This window comes from Candidatus Enterococcus myersii (assembly GCF_017316025.1).
Lineage (GTDB): Bacteria > Bacillota > Bacilli > Lactobacillales > Enterococcaceae > Enterococcus_C > Enterococcus_C montenegrensis.
On record NZ_JAFLVT010000005.1, the window covers coordinates 154497 to 171312 of the forward strand.

At 37.9% G+C, this 16816-nt stretch carries 17 protein-coding genes; 16 read left to right on the top strand and 1 reads right to left on the bottom strand.

The annotated features are described in order from the left end of the window. Positions 1–23 precede the first annotated feature (23 nt). A complete protein-coding gene (cls, locus tag JZO76_RS03535) occupies positions 24–1490 on the top strand; it encodes a cardiolipin synthase (RefSeq protein WP_206902798.1) in 1467 nt (488 codons plus the stop codon). 156 nt (positions 1491–1646) lie between these two features. Here cls and JZO76_RS03540 read toward each other — a convergent pair whose 3' ends face one another. Then, positions 1647–2051, bottom strand: a complete 405-nt coding sequence (locus JZO76_RS03540) for a ribonuclease HI family protein (RefSeq protein ID WP_206902799.1) — start codon at positions 2049–2051, stop codon at positions 1647–1649. 67 nt (positions 2052–2118) lie between these two features. On the opposite strand from JZO76_RS03540, the gene JZO76_RS03545 reads away from it, so the two are divergent. The 15 genes from JZO76_RS03545 (at position 2119) to JZO76_RS03615 (ending at position 16808) form a co-directional block, all read left to right on the top strand. Continuing rightward, positions 2119–2541 carry an EbsA family protein gene (locus tag JZO76_RS03545; protein WP_206902800.1) on the top strand — a complete coding sequence of 141 codons (423 nt, stop codon included), beginning with the start codon at positions 2119–2121 and terminating at the stop codon, positions 2539–2541. A 20-nt stretch (positions 2542–2561) separates the two neighbouring features. Then, entirely contained in the window at positions 2562–3251 is a 690-nt protein-coding gene (locus tag JZO76_RS03550) for a CBS domain-containing protein (protein WP_206902801.1), read from the top strand. A gap of 15 nt (positions 3252–3266) precedes the next feature. Further along, positions 3267–3728, top strand: a complete 462-nt coding sequence (gene lspA / locus JZO76_RS03555) for a signal peptidase II (RefSeq protein ID WP_206902802.1) — start codon at positions 3267–3269, stop codon at positions 3726–3728. Continuing rightward, the gene (locus JZO76_RS03560; RefSeq protein WP_206902803.1) at positions 3725–4630 is read left to right on the top strand and encodes an RluA family pseudouridine synthase; all 906 of its coding nucleotides are present in this window, start codon (positions 3725–3727) and stop codon (positions 4628–4630) included. The genes lspA and JZO76_RS03560 overlap by 4 nt, the downstream gene beginning before the upstream one ends. Positions 4631–4868: 238 nt before the next feature. After that, positions 4869–5405 (top strand): bifunctional pyr operon transcriptional regulator/uracil phosphoribosyltransferase PyrR, encoded by a 537-nt coding sequence (gene pyrR, locus JZO76_RS03565; protein ID WP_206902804.1) that lies wholly within the window; start codon positions 4869–4871, stop codon positions 5403–5405. Positions 5406–5437: 32 nt separating this feature from the next. Beyond that, entirely contained in the window at positions 5438–6364 is a 927-nt protein-coding gene (locus JZO76_RS03570; protein ID WP_206902805.1) for an aspartate carbamoyltransferase catalytic subunit, read from the top strand. Positions 6365–6455: 91 nt separating this feature from the next. Continuing rightward, entirely contained in the window at positions 6456–7736 is a 1281-nt protein-coding gene (locus JZO76_RS03575; RefSeq protein WP_206902806.1) for a dihydroorotase, read from the top strand. Between the two features lie 2 nt (positions 7737–7738). After that, positions 7739–8836 carry a carbamoyl phosphate synthase small subunit gene (locus JZO76_RS03580; RefSeq protein WP_206902807.1) on the top strand — a complete coding sequence of 366 codons (1098 nt, stop codon included), beginning with the start codon at positions 7739–7741 and terminating at the stop codon, positions 8834–8836. After that, the gene (gene carB / locus JZO76_RS03585; RefSeq protein WP_206902808.1) at positions 8814–11996 is read left to right on the top strand and encodes a carbamoyl-phosphate synthase large subunit; all 3183 of its coding nucleotides are present in this window, start codon (positions 8814–8816) and stop codon (positions 11994–11996) included. Before JZO76_RS03580 ends, carB begins: the two co-directional genes overlap by 23 nt. Positions 11997–12124: 128 nt before the next feature. Further along, complete coding sequence (locus JZO76_RS03590) at positions 12125–12901, top strand: dihydroorotate dehydrogenase electron transfer subunit (protein WP_206902809.1); 777 nt, start codon at positions 12125–12127, stop codon at positions 12899–12901. Next, positions 12898–13824 (top strand): dihydroorotate dehydrogenase, encoded by a 927-nt coding sequence (locus tag JZO76_RS03595; protein WP_206902810.1) that lies wholly within the window; start codon positions 12898–12900, stop codon positions 13822–13824. The genes JZO76_RS03590 and JZO76_RS03595 overlap by 4 nt, the downstream gene beginning before the upstream one ends. Before the next feature lie 3 nt (positions 13825–13827). Next, entirely contained in the window at positions 13828–14550 is a 723-nt protein-coding gene (gene pyrF, locus JZO76_RS03600; protein WP_206902811.1) for an orotidine-5'-phosphate decarboxylase, read from the top strand. Further along, positions 14543–15178 carry an orotate phosphoribosyltransferase gene (pyrE, locus tag JZO76_RS03605; RefSeq protein ID WP_206902882.1) on the top strand — a complete coding sequence of 212 codons (636 nt, stop codon included), beginning with the start codon at positions 14543–14545 and terminating at the stop codon, positions 15176–15178. Before pyrF ends, pyrE begins: the two co-directional genes overlap by 8 nt. A 275-nt stretch (positions 15179–15453) precedes the next feature. Then, positions 15454–15996: an RNA polymerase sigma factor gene (locus JZO76_RS03610; RefSeq protein WP_206902812.1), complete on the top strand. Its 543-nt coding sequence runs from the start codon at positions 15454–15456 to the stop codon at positions 15994–15996. Next, a complete protein-coding gene (locus JZO76_RS03615; protein ID WP_206902813.1) occupies positions 15993–16808 on the top strand; it encodes a PH domain-containing protein in 816 nt (271 codons plus the stop codon). Before JZO76_RS03610 ends, JZO76_RS03615 begins: the two co-directional genes overlap by 4 nt. The last annotated feature ends 8 nt before the right edge of the window (positions 16809–16816 follow it).

Sequence of the window (16816 nt, forward strand, 5' to 3'; positions counted from 1 at the left end):
TTTGACGTAAAGGAGTTTAGCCAATGACGATTCAACAAGATTTAAGTATCTTACAATCAGTTTTTTTACTTATAATTTTCATTAACACGATTGGTGCTTTGGTTACAGTATTTCGAAAACCACGCTCGATTACGAGCATTCTTGCGTGGTCTTTGACCTTAATTTTTATCCCCATTATTGGATTTATCGTGTATTTATTTTGCGGCCGGGGAATTGATGGTGAAACAGTTTATAAATATGATGTTGAGACCAATCGAAAAGTCAAAGAAATTAATACGTTAATTCACCAGAATAATAAGCGTTATGATATTGAAGAAGTAGAAAAAGAACTAAAATTATTAGAACGCTATTTAAAATCTGTTGATGAATCACCTTTAACAAGGGGCAACAGCGTAAAGCTCTATACAGATGGTAATGAGAAATTTGCGGCTTTATTTGAAGATATTAAATCAGCTGAAGATAATATTCATGTAGAATACTATGCTTTTTTCCCGGATAGAATTGGCCATCAATTTTTACAACTATTAATTGAAAAAGCGAAAGCTGGCGTAGAAGTTCGTCTAATCTATGATCCATGGGGGGCAAAAGGTTCCAATGAAAAATTCTTTCAGCCGCTAGTTGCAGCGGGGGGAAAAGTTGCCGCCTTTATTACTTCGCGAGATTTAATTCGCAAAACTCGGTTAAATTATCACTTGCATCGTAAAATCGTAGTAATTGATGGTAAAATCGGCTGGACCGGTGGTTTTAACGTGGGGGATCAGTATTTAAGTCGCAGTGAAAAATTTGGTTACTGGCGGGATACCCATGGACGCATTGTTGGTACGGCTAGTTTCAGTTTACAAGAAATCTTTATTCGGGATTGGAATGCTTCGGTTAAAAATGAGAGCGACCAGTTAGATTACGAAGAACGTTACTTTGTGATTGAAAAAGATACGGGGGGTCAAGCTGAGATTCAAGTAGTGGCAGATGGCCCAGAAAATAAAATCGATATTTTAAAAAGTGCCTTTGTTAAAATGATTTTGTCTGCGGATGAGAAAGTATGGATTCAAACACCGTATTTAATTCCAGATGACGTCATGTTTAATGCTTTGGTTACAGCTGCACGTTCAGGCGTTGATGTCCGAATTATGATTCCCAATATGCCCGATCATCCTTTTATCTACCGTGCAACGCAATATTATGCTAATTTACTGCATAAAATGGGAATTAAAATCTATCATTACGACAATGGTTTTTTACATGCAAAAACCATTGTCATGGATGACAATTTATGTTCTTTTGGTTCAACCAACCAAGATATTCGTAGTTATGAATTAAATTTTGAAGTGAACGCTTTTGTCTACGATGAAACGCTAACCAAACAAATGCAGCAGATCTTTTTAGCCGATCAAGAAAAATGCTATGTTTTAACAGATGAAATAATTGCCAATCAGTCCTATTGGCTACGTTTTAAGCAAAACTTTTCTCGTTTACTGTCACCAATTTTATAAGCAAAACTTCCGAACTTATTTTTCTTACTAGCAATAAGTTAGATCGTGCTCAAGTAGTCAAATCAATATTTTTTCTTGTATAGTAAAAAAGCCACCAACGGCAAAGATTCAAAGGAAAGCTTACTTTGATCTTTGCCGTGTTGGTGTCTTTATTCTTTAATGCTGTCGCAATGCTTTTTGTAGCCCTTGTCTGGCCAGTTGATCAGCGCCTTTATTCTTACTTTCTGGAATCCATTGTAAAATTAATAGGGGGAAATTTGGTAGCAAAGCTTGAATTTTTTGAAAAATTTCTTGGAAATTTTCGTTATTAGTATAGTTTTTATCTACTGTTTGGACTAAAATCTTACTATCAGAGTAAACAAAAATGGTTTCATTTATATAATTGTGTTGGATGAGATAAGTTAATAATTCGTAAAAAGCATGGAATTCAGCTTGGTGGTTACTCATCGTTTTCAATGGTAGGTGGATTTGTTCATGCAGATTGTCAGAAACTAACAACAACCCAGCACCGCTTGGACCTGGATTACCTTTTGTAGCGGCATCAATATAGGCTTTAATCATAGTCATCATCCTTATAATTAAAATAATTCACGTTTTAACTTTAGCAGAAGAGGAGCAATTTACAAGTATGAAAAATAGAAAATATCGTTGGCAGCCAGAACTTGCTGTCAGTATCATTTATTGGTCATTAACATTGATTGTTCTCTTTTATAGTTTGACATTGTCTTTGGAAAATACTAGACCCTACTGGAAAAGCAATTTAGTCATGGCCTTCTTTTTTGTCTGTGTTATAATTGGCTGTCTGCGCCGCTTTGTTTTAACCCATGATCATATTACGGTTTATTATGCTCGCTTTTGGAAAAAGCAAGAACTTTATTACCGCAATATTACCCAAGTCGCCATTATCAAAAACGGTATTGAGTTTTTGTATTTGGGTGAAGAATATCATTTTCTAATGCGTAAGAAAACCAAGTCAGCATTAATTACAGAACTCAAAACCCATATTTCAGCTGAAAAATTTGTGACCAAAGAAAGTGATTTGTTTCAATAAAATAAAAAGGAGCAGTCGTTATGGCGGAAAATGCTGATTTATTTTTAGCTAGTTTTAATCGGATTAACAAATGGTTAAAAGAGCAATTAAATAATCCCAAAAACATGGGCTTTAGTGAAATGGTACGCCGTTTAAGCAAAAAACCAGAATTTTTGACAAATGATTATGCCGAGGATCTACTGCAAATGGCGCAATTGCGCAATGCTATTGTTCACGACCAAATTAGTACAGATTTTGTGATCGCAGAACCAAATGAGTGGGTAGTAAAACGGATTATGGAAATCGAAAAAGCACTATTGCAGCCAGAACTGGTCTTGCCGCGTTTCCGGAAAAATGTAACAGGTTTTGAAATTACTTTACCAATTTATGAAATTCTAAAAACCATTGCTCAAAAGCGCTATTCTCAATTTCCCTTATACGAAAAAGGCAAATTTAAAGGCCTTATCACTTTGAGAGCGCTAGGTTATTGGTTTGCCAAAGAAAGCTTAAAAGGTGAGATAGTTTTAGGCAATCGCTTGGCAGATGAATTGTTAATTGAAGATGGTAAAGTGACCAATTACCAGTTTGTTGACAGTAAAACAACTGTGGCAGAAGCAGAAAATATGTTTCATCAAAATGGATTGTTAGAAGCAATCTTAATTACACGCGATGGAAATCCTAATGGTAACTTATTAGGAATTATTCGTCCGCGTGATTTATTTAATGTTTAGAAATGAGTTGAATTTATGATAATTTTTATTCTTATTGCGGTACTTTTGATCGTAGTAGATCAATTGGTCAAGGGGTGGATCGTTGCCAATATTGCATTGGGCACATCGATGCCGATTATTAAAAATGTTTTCTCACTAACTTATTTTCAAAATACAGGTGCTGCTTGGAGCATGTTAGAAGGGCAAATGAGTTTTTTTGCCATTGTCACAATTGTAGCAGTTGGTGCTTGTAGTTACTTATTGTACAAAAATCGTAACGGTGTCAAGCTTTATTCATTGGGGTTAAGTTTGGTGCTTGCGGGCGCATTAGGCAATTTCATTGATCGCATGCGCTTAGGTTACGTAGTGGATATGTTTCAAACTGATTTTGTCTCATTTCCTATTTTTAATGTAGCGGATTCTTGTTTAGTAGTGGGAGTTATTTTGATTTTTATTTACATTTTATTTGAAGAACGCTTTAAAGGAGCAAAAGCATGAAAGAACTTTTAATTGTGATAAAAGAAAACGGGCCGCGCATTGATAAAGCGTTAACGACATATTTACCAGAATATACCCGCTCGCAAATTCAACAGTGGTTAAAAGAAGGTGTAGTCTTCTTAAAGGGACAACCGTTAAAAGCTAATTACAAAGTCAAAGCCCAAGATGAGATTGTCATCCAAATTCCAGAACCAGAAACACTGGACTTAGTGCCAGAAAATCTCGATTTAGAAATCGTTTATGAAGATGAAGATGTCGCAGTGATAAATAAACCCCAAGGAATGGTGGTCCATCCTTCTGCAGGTCACAGTCACGGCACGCTAGTAAACGGATTGTTATATCAATTGAGCAATTTATCAACGATTAACGATGTTGTACGTCCGGGAATTGTTCATCGTATTGACAAAGATACTTCTGGGCTATTGATGGTGGCAAAAAATGATGTTGCCCATGAATCATTAGCAGCACAATTAAAAGCTAAAACCAGTTTGCGTAAATATGTTGCTTTGGTACACGGTAATATTACTCACGAAAAAGGGACCATTGAAGCTCCTATTGGTCGTTCTAAAGTTAATCGAAAAATGCAAGCAATAAGAGAAGACGGGAAACCGGCGCTGACGCATTTTACTGTCTTAGAACGCTTTGGTGACTTTACTTTAGTCGAACTACAGTTAGAAACTGGTCGTACTCATCAAATTCGGGTGCACATGCAATACATAGGTTTTCCTCTAGCCGGAGATCCAACCTATGGTCCGAAAAAAACCTTAAAAGGAAACGGTCAATTTTTACATGCGAAGTTACTTGGCTTCACACACCCTCGTACCAACGAAAAAATGGTTTTTGAAGCACCTTTGCCAGAAATTTTTGAAAAAACATTAACAAACTTACGAAAAAAAGATTGATTTTTGATTTAAAGAAGTGTAACCTTGTTTTAGGAAAAATAAATAGTAATCCTTTAAGAGTAGTCCCGTGAGGCTAAAAAGGAGTGTGCAAGTAATTTAGTAAGGTGCGCCTTAGTAAAACTTGTTCGGTGAATTGTAGTAAAAAGGGTCAGTGTACCCAGATACTAAATCAATTATCACTCCTGCCTAACTTCGGGCAGGAGTTTTTTTGTCTTTTAAATTGACGAGGAGGAAAAAAATGGCAATAAAAGAAGTAGTAGACGCAGTAACAATGAAGCGAGCATTGACTCGGATTACCTATGAAATCATTGAACGAAATCATGGTATTGAGGACTTGGTTTTAGTCGGAATCAAAACAAGAGGCATCTACATTGCCCAGCGTATCGCTGAACGTTTACAACAACTAGAAGGTATTAAAGTGCCAGTCGGTCAATTAGACATTACACTTTATCGGGATGATGCAAAAAAAGAAGATGATCCAACTGTTCATGCTTCTGATATCCCCGTCAATTTGGAAGGTAAAGAAGTTATCGTGGTGGATGATGTCTTGTTTACCGGCCGAACAATTCGTGCCGCGTTGGATGCAATTATGGACTATGGTCGTCCGCGTAAAATTTCTTTAGCCGTTTTAGTGGACAGAGGTCATAGAGAGTTGCCAATTCGTGCCGATTATGTTGGAAAAAATATTCCGACGTCATTAGCCGAAGAAATTATTGTGGAAATGGAAGAAGTAGACGGTAAGGACCGTATTGTCATCAATAAAGAAGCCGAGTAAAAAACTTAAGGGAACTATTAGGAGGAAAAAAGATGATCATCCAACAAGAGAGAATTAGTTTAAAACACTTATTAACCGTTGAAGCTTTAACAGACCAAGAGGTTATGGGCTTAATTAGACGTGGTCAAGAATTTAAAAACGGCGCAAAATGGACACCAGAAAAAGAGCAGTATTTTGCGACAAATCTATTTTTCGAAAATAGTACCCGAACACATAAAAGTTTTGATGTGGCAGAAAAAAAATTAGGCATTGATGTCATTGAATTTGATGCTTCAACAAGTTCGGTTCAAAAAGGTGAAACATTATACGACACCGTTTTGACCATGTCTGCTTTAGGCGTCGATGTTGCCGTTATTCGTCACGGAGATGAAAATTACTACGATGATTTAATTCAAAGTAAAACAATCCAATGTGGAATTATTAACGGCGGCGATGGTAGTGGCCAACATCCAACGCAATGTTTATTGGATCTAATGACAATTTATGAAGAGTTTGGCCGTTTTGAAGGTTTAAAAGTAGCGATTGTCGGAGATATTACCCACTCCCGCGTGGCAAAATCAAATATGCAAATGTTAAAACGTTTAGGTGCGCAAGTCTTCTTCTCTGGACCGGCACAATGGTATGATGAAGAATTTGAAGTTTATGGGCATTACTTACCATTAGATGAACTTGTTGACAAAGTAGACGTAATGATGATGTTACGGGTTCAACATGAGCGTCACGATGGCAATGAAAGCTTTTCAAAAGAAGGCTATCACGCGCAATATGGACTAACTGTTGGGCGTGCCAAAAAAATGAAAGAAGGGGCAATTATCATGCACCCAGCGCCAGTTAATCGTGATGTTGAATTGGCAGATTCTTTAGTAGAAGGCTACCAAGCTCGCATTATCCAACAAATGACCAACGGCGTTTTTGTCCGGATGGCAATTTTAGAAGCAGTTTTAGCCGGCAGAGCTTAAAAGAAAATAAAAAAGGAGATGTGCTGACAAATTAGCCATCTCCTTTCCAGTAAATAAAGCAATTTTTTCAACAAATTTTAGGAGGATGATTATGAAAACACTCATTAAAAACGGTAAAATCAATACTTATGATAACAACCTAACGACAGCAGAAATTTGGATTGAAGATGGCGTAATTAAAGCTATCGGCACAAATTTTGACCCGACCTTTTTTGATGAAGTGTTTGATGCAGCTGGTCAGTTGATTACACCAGGCCTTGTAGATGTTCACGTTCATTTAAGAGAACCAGGTTTTGAGTACAAGGAAACAATTAAAACTGGCAGCCAAGCAGCCGCTCGTGGCGGTTTTACTACGGTATGTGCCATGCCTAATTTAAATCCAGTTCCAGATACTGTTGAAAAATTTCAAAAAGTTCAAGCAATTATAAAAAAAGATGCCGTCGTGAAGGTGTTGCAATATGCACCAATTACCGAAAAATTGCGCAGTGAGGTCTTAACAGATCAAAAAGCGTTAAAAAAAGCGGGTGCTTTTGCCTTTACCAATGATGGTGTAGGGGTTCAAACAGCAGGAACGATGTATTTAGCAATGAAAGAAGCTGCTGCCAATAATATGGCTTTGGTTGCCCATACAGAAGACGAGTCACTGCTGTTTGCAGGTGTTATGCATGCTGGAAAAAAAGCAGCAGAACTTAATTTGCCAGGAATTTTAAGTGCAACAGAAAGTTCTCAAATTGCCAGAGATCTAATTTTAGCCGAAGAAACCGGCTGCCATTACCACGTTTGTCATGTTTCAACTAAAGAAAGCGTGAGAATTATCCGAGATGCAAAAAAAGCTGGTGTCCATGTAACAGCAGAAGTATCACCTCACCATCTCATTTTGTCTGAAGAAGAAATTCCCAATGATTTTGGCTACTGGAAAATGAATCCACCATTACGAGGAGCAGATGATCGCAAGGCGTTAATTGAAGGCCTATTAGACGGCACAATCGACTGTATTGCAACGGATCATGCTCCCCATGGATTTGAAGAAAAAAATCAAAGTTTCTTAAAAGCGCCTTTTGGCATTGTTGGCTCTGAATATGCTTTTCAGCTAATTTACACTCATTTTGTTAAGACCGGCATTTTCACTTTAGCACAAGTTATTGATTGGATGGCGACAAAACCAGCAGCGATTTTTGGCTTAAACGCAGGACGTTTACAAATTGGTCAGCCAGCTGATCTAGCAGTTTTTGCCATCGAAACAGAATATGAAATCGACTCAGAAAAATTCGTATCAAAAGCAGTTAATACACCATTTGATCACAAAAAAGTTTATGGCGATACTCTTTTAACCTTTGTTGATGGTCAAAAAGTTTGGCAAAAAGGGGAGTAAATATGAAACGTTGGTTAATCTTAGAAGACGGCACCTACTTTGAAGGGGAAGGTTTTGGCGCTAGCAATAACGTATTTGGCGAAATTGTTTTTACAACCAGTATGACCGGTTATCAAGAAACCATCACCGACCAAAGTTTTAATGGACAGATTATTACGTTCACTTATCCAATGGTAGGAAATTATGGGATTAACCGAGATGACTACGAGTCAATTGCCCCTACTTGTAAAGCGGTCGTTGTTAAAGAACATGCCAGACTTGCTAGTAATTGGCGCAACCAAATGACACTAGACGAATTTTTAAAGCGCAAAGAAATTCCTGGCATCGCTGGGATTGATACGCGAGCTTTAACCAGAAAAATTAGAGAGCACGGCACTATGAAAGCTAGTATTGTAGCAGAAGAAGATTTCACCCATGCCTATGATCAATTAAAAGCAGCAGTACTACCAACCAATCAAGTGGCTCAAGTTTCCACAGCTAAACCATACCCAAGTCCAGGAATTGGCCACAATGTCGTTGTGATTGACTTTGGATTAAAACACAGTATTTTACGTGAGCTATCAAAAAGACAGTGTAATCTAACTGTTTTACCTTACGATACGAAGGCTGCCACAATCTTAGAGTTATGCCCCGATGGTGTTATGTTGACCAATGGACCAGGAGATCCTAAAGATGTACCAGAAGCGATTAAAATGATTCAAGAAATTCAAGGAAAAGTGCCGATTTTTGGAATTTGTTTAGGCCATCAATTATTTGCACTAGCAAATGGTGCGGATACATTTAAAATGAAATTCGGCCATCGTGGCTTAAATCATCCGGTGCGTGAAATCGCAACAGGACGGATTGATTTTACTTCGCAAAACCACGGCTATGCTGTAGATGCCAACTCCATTGACAACAAACGTTTGATGGTCACCCATATTGAGGTTAATGATGGAACGATTGAAGGGGTGCGCCACAAAGATTATCCTGCCTTTACAGTTCAGTTTCACCCAGATGCAGCCCCAGGTCCTCATGACGCTTTGCACTTGTTTGATGAGTTTATTGAAATGATGGATGCAGGAAAGGAGCAAAAAGATGCCAAAGCGTACGGATATTAAAAAAATTATGGTGATTGGCTCTGGCCCGATTATTATTGGTCAGGCAGCTGAATTTGATTATGCCGGCACACAAGCGTGTTTGGCATTAAAAGAAGAAGGCTATGAAGTTGTTTTGGTCAATTCAAATCCGGCCACAATTATGACGGACAAAGAAATTGCCGACAAAGTATATATCGAACCGATTACTTTTGAATTTGTTTCCCGCATTTTACGAAAAGAAAATCCAGATGCGCTTTTGCCAACTTTAGGTGGGCAAACGGGTTTAAATATGGCCATGGAATTAGCTGCTTCAGGTATTTTAGCCGAGTTAAACATTGAACTTTTAGGTACAAAGCTTGCCGCGATTGATCAAGCCGAAGACCGTGATTTATTCAAACAGCTAATGGAAGAACTAAATCAACCCATTCCTGAATCTGCCATTATTAATACGGTTGATGAAGCAGTTACTTTTGCTGATGAAATTGGTTATCCTGTTATCGTTCGTCCTGCCTTTACGCTAGGTGGTACAGGTGGTGGTATGTGTGATAATGAAGAGGAATTGCGTTTGATCGCAGAAAATGGCTTGAAATTATCGCCAGCTACGCAATGTTTAATTGAAAAAAGTATTGCCGGCTTCAAAGAAATCGAGTATGAAGTTATGCGAGATTCAGCTGATAATGCGATTGTCGTATGTAATATGGAAAACTTTGATCCTGTCGGTATTCACACCGGCGACTCCATTGTTTTTGCCCCTAGTCAAACGTTATCAGATAGCGAATATCAGCTGCTGCGAGACGCCTCGCTTTCAATTATCCGTGCTTTAAAAATTGAAGGCGGCTGTAATGTCCAACTAGCACTAGATCCCCATAGTTTTAATTACTATGTTATTGAAGTAAACCCGCGGGTATCGCGTTCTTCAGCTTTAGCAAGTAAAGCTACCGGTTACCCGATTGCTAAATTGGCGGCTAAAATTGCGGTTGGTTTAACTTTAGATGAGATGAAAAATCCAGTAACGGAGACAACTTACGCTGAATTTGAGCCGGCATTAGATTATGTCGTTTGTAAAATTCCCCGTTGGCCCTTTGATAAATTTGAAAAAGGTGAGCGCATTTTAGGAACACAAATGAAGGCTACAGGCGAAGTTATGGCCATTGGGCGTAACATTGAAGAATCCTTATTAAAAGCTGTTCGTTCATTAGAAATCGGGGTCACACACGTTGAATTAGCAGAATTAGCAACATTAAGTGATAATCAGCTGACAGAAAAGATGATAAAAGCTCAGGATGATCGGTTATTTTACGTAACCGAAGCTATCCGGCGTCAATATCCGATTGAAGAAATCGCGGAAATGACGAAAATTGATCTCTTTTTCTTAGATAAATTATTGCACATCGTTGAGTTAGAGACTGCGTTAAAAGCTGCCCCAAATGATTCGACTATTTTGAAAAAAGCCAAGCAAAATGGTTTTACTGATAAAAAGATTGCTGAACTTTGGCACTTGAAAGAAAGTGAAGTACGTAATTTCCGCAAAGAACAAAATCTCAAACCTGTTTATAAAATGGTAGATACTTGTGCGGCTGAATTTCAATCGGAAACACCCTATTTTTATAGTAGCTATGAATTTGAAAATGAAAGTAGCGTCACTAAGAAACCATCTGTTTTAGTTTTAGGTTCAGGTCCTATTCGAATTGGCCAAGGTGTCGAGTTTGATTATGCAACTGTTCACTCGGTTAAGGCAATTCAAGCGGCGGGTTATGAAGCAATTATTATGAATAGTAATCCAGAAACGGTCTCGACTGACTTTTCAGTTTCTGATAAATTATATTTTGAACCGTTAACTTTAGAAGATGTCTTAAATGTGATCGAGTTGGAAAATCCAATTGGGGTAATCGTACAATTTGGCGGACAAACAGCGATTAATTTGGCTGAGCCTCTGCAAGATAATGGTGTCAAAATTTTAGGTACCAGCATTGAAGACTTAGATCGAGCTGAAAATCGTGATTTATTCGAACAGGCCTTAAAGGAGTTGGCGATTCCACAACCTCCAGGTGAAACTGCAACAAATCAAACTGAGGCTGTCGCTATCGCTGAAAAAATCGGTTATCCCGTTTTGGTTAGACCAAGCTATGTTTTAGGTGGTCGCGCGATGGAAATCGTGGAAAATCAAGCTGATCTTGAAGATTATATGAAAAATGCGGTTAAGGCTTCGCCAGAACATCCCGTTTTAGTTGATCGTTATTTGACCGGTAGTGAATGTGAAGTGGATGCGATTTGTGACGGTGAAACAGTTTTAATTCCAGGAATTATGGAACATATCGAACGAGCGGGGGTGCACTCGGGTGATTCAATGGCTGTCTATCCACCGCAATTTTTAAATAGAGAAATTCAGGCTACAATCGCAGCCTATACAGAAAAATTAGCTTTGGGATTAAATTGTGTCGGGATGATGAATATTCAGTTTGTCATTAGTGACAATAAAGTTTATGTCATTGAAGTAAACCCACGGGCTAGTCGAACGGTTCCGTTTCTAAGTAAGGTTACAGGAATCCCAATGGCTCAAATTGCAACCAAAGCTATCTTAGGAGAAAAAATACGCGATCAAGGTTATGAAAATGGGTTATATCAAGAAGATGATTACGTTCATGTTAAAGCACCTGTCTTTTCTTTTACAAAGTTACAAAAGGTCGATACTTATTTAGGGCCAGAAATGAAATCAACTGGCGAAGTAATGGGAAGTGACCGTAACTTGGAAAAGGCACTATACAAAGCCTTTGAAGCTTCGGGGTTGAAAGTACCAGAATTTGGTTCTGTTTTATTTACCATCGCAGATGATACAAAAGAAGAAGCCTTAGCTTTGGCTAAGCGCTTTGCAGAAATTGGGTTTAGTTTAATTGCAACAAAAGGAACAGCCCGTTATTTTGTAACAGCGGGTTTGCGGGTGAAAGAAATTGCCAAAATTTCTGAAGAAAAAGATGCAAATGTCGTTGAACTAATTCGGAATAATCAAGCTCAGCTGGTTATTAACACGATGGATAAAGATCGTCAGAGCGCTTCTGCGGATGGGTTTATTATTCGCCGCGAAGCCGTTGAACATGGGGTACCATTACTAACATCTTTAGATACAGCCGATGCTATTTTAAAAGTAATGGAAGATCGCGCCTTTTCAACTAAAGCAATCTAAACGACAAGACTGTGACAGCAGTTACCTGAAAAAACGCTGTTTATTTTCTAATAAGGGGCTGTGACAAGTCTTTTGTCACAGCTTCATTTGCGAGCATAATGTCTATTTTAAATACCAGGGGGAGCAGCATGAGACAAGGGATTTTGACCGTAGTAGCACAACAAGAAATTGCACCTAATATTTTTGAATTGGTTTTACAGGGTGAATTAGTAAAAACGATGGAAAAACCGGGGCAATTTTTGCATGTTTTGGTACCACAAAAAGATTTATTATTACGCCGACCAATTAGTATCAATCAATTTGACAAGAAAAATCTGACCTGTCATTTGATTTATCGCGTTGAAGGTCAAGGTACAAAAGTTTTCACGCAGTTAGTACCAGGAGATGCGCTTGATTGTTTAGGACCTTTAGGCAATGGCTTTGATATTAGTCTGTTACAAGAAGGTGATACAGCGTATATAATTGGGGGCGGAATTGGCGTACCACCATTGTATGAGTTATCACGCCAATTGGTGCAAAAAGGAGTAAACCCAATTCACTTTTTGGGCTTTGCCAAAAAAGAAGTTGTCTATTATGCTGAAAAATTCCAATCCTTGGGAAAAACCCACATTGCAACAGATGATGGTAGCTTGGGTACTAAGGGTAATGTTTCCCATCTTTTAGCAGAGTATACACATGCACAAACTCCTGCTGCGGTGTTTGCTTGCGGCAATAATGGTATGTTAAAAATGGTCGATGAAAAATATCAAAATCATCCCAACGCGCAAATCTCAATGGAAGCACGAATGGCTTGTGGCGTTGGTGCTTGCTATGGCTGTGTTTGCCACGTTAAAGATGAGCCAAATAAAAGTGTTAAAGTTTGTGATGAAGGACCAATTTTTAAAACGGGGGTAATCGTATTATGACCAATTTATTACACATCCAATTACCAGGCCTTGAGCTTCAAAATCCAATCATGCCAGCTAGTGGTTGTTTTGGCTTTGGTGATGAGTATGGCAAATTTTATGATTTAAATAAATTAGGTGCCATTATGATTAAAGCAACAACTCCTGAAGCGCGTTTTGGTAATGAGACACCCCGGATTGCCGAAACTCCCAGTGGCATGTTAAATGCTATTGGCTTACAAAATCCTGGCCTAGAAGTTGTGCAATCAGAAATTTTACCCAACTTAAACACACGTTATCCAAATTTAAATATTATTGCCAATGTTGCCGGCTCTTGTGAAGAGGATTATGTAGCGGTTTGCAAGGAAATTGGCAACGCTGAAAATGTAAAAGCAATCGAGCTGAATATTTCATGTCCAAATGTCAAACACGGTGGAATTGCTTTTGGAACAGATCCCAAAGTAGCCGCTAGTCTAACAGAAGCGGTAAAAAAGGTGGCCAAAGTGCCTGTTTATGTTAAATTATCTCCCAATGTAACCGACATTGTTCCCATTGCAAGGGCAATTGAAGCAGCCGGTGCTGATGGCTTTACTATGATTAATACCTTACTGGGAATGCGAATTGATTTAAAAACACGTAAACCACTTTTAGCAAACCAAACCGGTGGATTGTCTGGTGCTGCTATTAAGCCTGTCGCAATTCGTTTAATTCATCAAGTCTTTCATGCAACCAATATTCCGATTATCGGAATGGGTGGTGTACAAACAGTAGATGATGTACTGGAAATGATGATGGCTGGTGCTAGTGCTGTCGCAGTTGGAACAGCTAATTTTACTGACCCTTATGTTTGTCCTAAATTAATTGATGCACTCCCTAAAAGAATGGCTGAACTAGGTATTAACAGTTTAGGTGAATTAATCCAACAAGTAAGAGAGGAAAAATAAAAAATGAATGAACGTCCAATTATTGCCCTAGATTTTTCAAGTCGGGGAGAAGTTGAATTATTTTTCAAAAAATTCCCAAAAAAAGAACCATTATTTGTTAAAATCGGTATGGAGTTGTTTTACCACGAAGGACCTGAAACAGTTCGTTGGTTAAAAAGAAACGGACATGACGTCTTCTTAGATTTGAAACTCCACGATATTCCCAATACAGTTGAAAAAGCTATGCGCGGATTAGCCGGCCTTGGTGTTGATATTACTTGCGTTCACGCAGCTGGTGGTGTCAAAATGATGGCTGCTGCGATGCGTGGTTTAGAAGAAGGCACACCCATGGGGAAAAAGCGTCCGAAGCTTTTAGCAATCACACAGCTGACTTCAACGACAGAACAAGAAATGCACGCAGATCAATTAATTGAAGTGCCTTTAGCTCAGAGTGTCATTCATTATGCGCAATGCGCAAAAAAAGCTGGTCTTGATGGTGTTGTTTCTTCTGCGCTAGAAGTTTCTGAAATAAAAGGCGCCACAAGTGACGACTTTATCTGCTTAACGCCAGGTATTCGTCCTACTGGTAGTGAAGTAGGGGATCAAAAACGTGTGGTGACACCTGGCAATGCACGAAAAATCGGATCGAATTATATTGTTGTTGGTCGTCCAATCACTCTGGCTGAAGATCCTTATAAAGCATATACCCAAATTAAAAATGAATGGAATGGTATTGAAAATGACTAGTTTAGAAACCACAATTGCAAAAGATTTGTTAGAAGTAGAAGCTGTATTTTTGAGTCCAAATGAGCCCTTTACATGGGCTAGCGGCATTAAAAGTCCAATTTATTGCGATAATCGTATTACGATTAGTTATCCTAAAGTGCGTAAACAAATCGCCCAAGGTTTAGCCGATAAAATTAAAGCGCAGTTTCCTGATGTGCAAGTAATTGCTGGTGCAGCTACAGGTGGCGTACCTCATGCCGCTTGGGTAGCAGATATTTTAGACTTACCAATGGTTTATATCCGTGCCAAGGCTAAAGACCATGGTAAAGGAAAACAAATTGAAGGTCGCATTGAAAAAGGTCAAAAAATGGTAATCATTGAAGATTTAATCTCAACAGGAGGCAGTGTCTTGGGCACTTGTGAGGCAGCTGAAAAAGAGGGTGCCGATGTCTTAGGTGTTGCTGCAATCTTTACTTATGAATTGCCAAAAGGAAAGGAAAACTTTGCGGCAGCGAATGTTCCATTGGTTACGTTAACCAATTATTCAACTTTAATTGAAGTGGCATTGGCTAGTAATTACATCAGCGAAGCAGACCTTAAATTATTAAAAGCTTGGAAAGAAGATCCAGAAAATTGGTTAGCCAAGTAAAATGAAAAAGTTGTGATTCTGGCAAAAGCGAGGATCACAACTTTTTTATTTATTGCATATAAATGATATGCAATCGTGAAGGTTAATAATAAAATCACTCTTTCAAAGTTGTAAACTACAAGGTTGAATTAGACAAAATCTGAAGCTAAAACCGATGAAAGTAGTGGATAAAAATCACTTTATTTTTCTTTGACAGAAAGATTACATAATATTGGCACATCGTGATAGAAATGCGTCATATTTTTCGTATATTAAGTAAATAAAGGAGGGATAAGATGGGGGACAATGAAATCGTAACCTTAATTAGAAATCATGATTTTACAGGTTTGGAAAAAATGATTGAAATCTATGGTGAAACCATTATTAAAACAATCCGGGGTGTTTTGTCAGACAACTCTGAGCGTAATCTTTGGTCAGATTGTGAAAATGAGGTTTTTTATACATTATGGAAAAAAATCCCCAACTATGTTGCGGATAAAAGTAGCCTAGCAACCTTTATCATGGTTATAACCCGCAATAAGGCAATTGACTTTAAACGAAAACAACAGTTACAAAACAGGCGACAAACAGACCTCAAGACTGAAAATGTTGCTAGTAATTATCAACAAACTGATAGTCCCTTAGCAAAAGAACAATTTTTAGAATTATTGGATGTTTTAAATGAACAAGATCAGTTAATTTTTTTGCATTATTACTTTTATCAAACAGCACCCATAGAGATAGCCCAGCTTTTAGAAATAAAAACAAGTGCAGTATATAATCATCTATCGCGGGGGAAAATACTGTTGCAAAATGCGTTAAAGGGGGAATTAGCATGAGCTTTAAAGAGATTATTTTTGCAGAAAATGCCAAGTTGCAACCGGGATATTTAAGCACTAGTGCTAAAAAAGATTTATTCAAGCGCAGTAAATATTATATTTTATTTCAAGAGGTCAAAGAAAAATTGCAACCAAATTTAGCTGTCAGCGAAGAAATTATGGGCTATTTGCCTATGACCGTAGAAGGAAATTCTGGTTTTATGAATGCTGGTCCCATGGCAATGGGCTATGCCCGAACTTCACAAGCCAAACAATATGTGAAAACTTTTAATGATACACGGGGCAACCGCCTCCTAATTTTTACCAATACGCGCATGATTTTCCTTACCCTCTTAGATTTTTTTGAAACAGGGGGGTTCTCTAGTTTTCCTTATGACAAAATAAAAGGAATCACAACCAAAAAATGGAGTATGCGCTATTGGGATGAAAAGCGCAAACGACAAACAATAAATTGGTTTTTTCTTGATTTTGCTGCAGACACAAAAATTTTTAATGAAGTTTTGACTGAAAAAGAAATGATATTATTTAAAGAAAATTGGCAAAGAATTGAAAAAATGCGCGCCATTGCCGAGACAGATAAAGTTTTACGTAATCAAAAAATGGATATGCTCTTTAGCAATTTAAGACTTTGGTTCAACTTATTACAAGGTGCAAATGTCTTACTAATCGTCTTGGCTATTTTCCTTATTTTAGCGGTCTTATTCTTATTAGGGCCGAAAAAAACGTTATTTGGTGGTACAATTTCCCCGATTGCTTGGTTTTTGTATTTGCCACAATTAAAAGGATTTGATATGCTATTTAAAATCTTTTGAAATTTGTG

Coding starts and splice junctions, on each gene's coding strand:
- cls (WP_206902798.1), top strand. CDS start 24: ATGACGATTCAACAAGATTTAAGTATCTTACAATCAGTTTTTTTACTT.
- JZO76_RS03540 (WP_206902799.1), bottom strand. CDS start 2,051: ATGATTAAAGCCTATATTGATGCCGCTACAAAAGGTAATCCAGGTCCA.
- JZO76_RS03545 (WP_206902800.1), top strand. CDS start 2,119: ATGAAAAATAGAAAATATCGTTGGCAGCCAGAACTTGCTGTCAGTATC.
- JZO76_RS03550 (WP_206902801.1), top strand. CDS start 2,562: ATGGCGGAAAATGCTGATTTATTTTTAGCTAGTTTTAATCGGATTAAC.
- lspA (WP_206902802.1), top strand. CDS start 3,267: ATGATAATTTTTATTCTTATTGCGGTACTTTTGATCGTAGTAGATCAA.
- JZO76_RS03560 (WP_206902803.1), top strand. CDS start 3,725: ATGAAAGAACTTTTAATTGTGATAAAAGAAAACGGGCCGCGCATTGAT.
- pyrR (WP_206902804.1), top strand. CDS start 4,869: ATGGCAATAAAAGAAGTAGTAGACGCAGTAACAATGAAGCGAGCATTG.
- JZO76_RS03570 (WP_206902805.1), top strand. CDS start 5,438: ATGATCATCCAACAAGAGAGAATTAGTTTAAAACACTTATTAACCGTT.
- JZO76_RS03575 (WP_206902806.1), top strand. CDS start 6,456: ATGAAAACACTCATTAAAAACGGTAAAATCAATACTTATGATAACAAC.
- JZO76_RS03580 (WP_206902807.1), top strand. CDS start 7,739: ATGAAACGTTGGTTAATCTTAGAAGACGGCACCTACTTTGAAGGGGAA.
- carB (WP_206902808.1), top strand. CDS start 8,814: ATGCCAAAGCGTACGGATATTAAAAAAATTATGGTGATTGGCTCTGGC.
- JZO76_RS03590 (WP_206902809.1), top strand. CDS start 12,125: ATGAGACAAGGGATTTTGACCGTAGTAGCACAACAAGAAATTGCACCT.
- JZO76_RS03595 (WP_206902810.1), top strand. CDS start 12,898: ATGACCAATTTATTACACATCCAATTACCAGGCCTTGAGCTTCAAAAT.
- pyrF (WP_206902811.1), top strand. CDS start 13,828: ATGAATGAACGTCCAATTATTGCCCTAGATTTTTCAAGTCGGGGAGAA.
- pyrE (WP_206902882.1), top strand. CDS start 14,543: ATGACTAGTTTAGAAACCACAATTGCAAAAGATTTGTTAGAAGTAGAA.
- JZO76_RS03610 (WP_206902812.1), top strand. CDS start 15,454: ATGGGGGACAATGAAATCGTAACCTTAATTAGAAATCATGATTTTACA.
- JZO76_RS03615 (WP_206902813.1), top strand. CDS start 15,993: ATGAGCTTTAAAGAGATTATTTTTGCAGAAAATGCCAAGTTGCAACCG.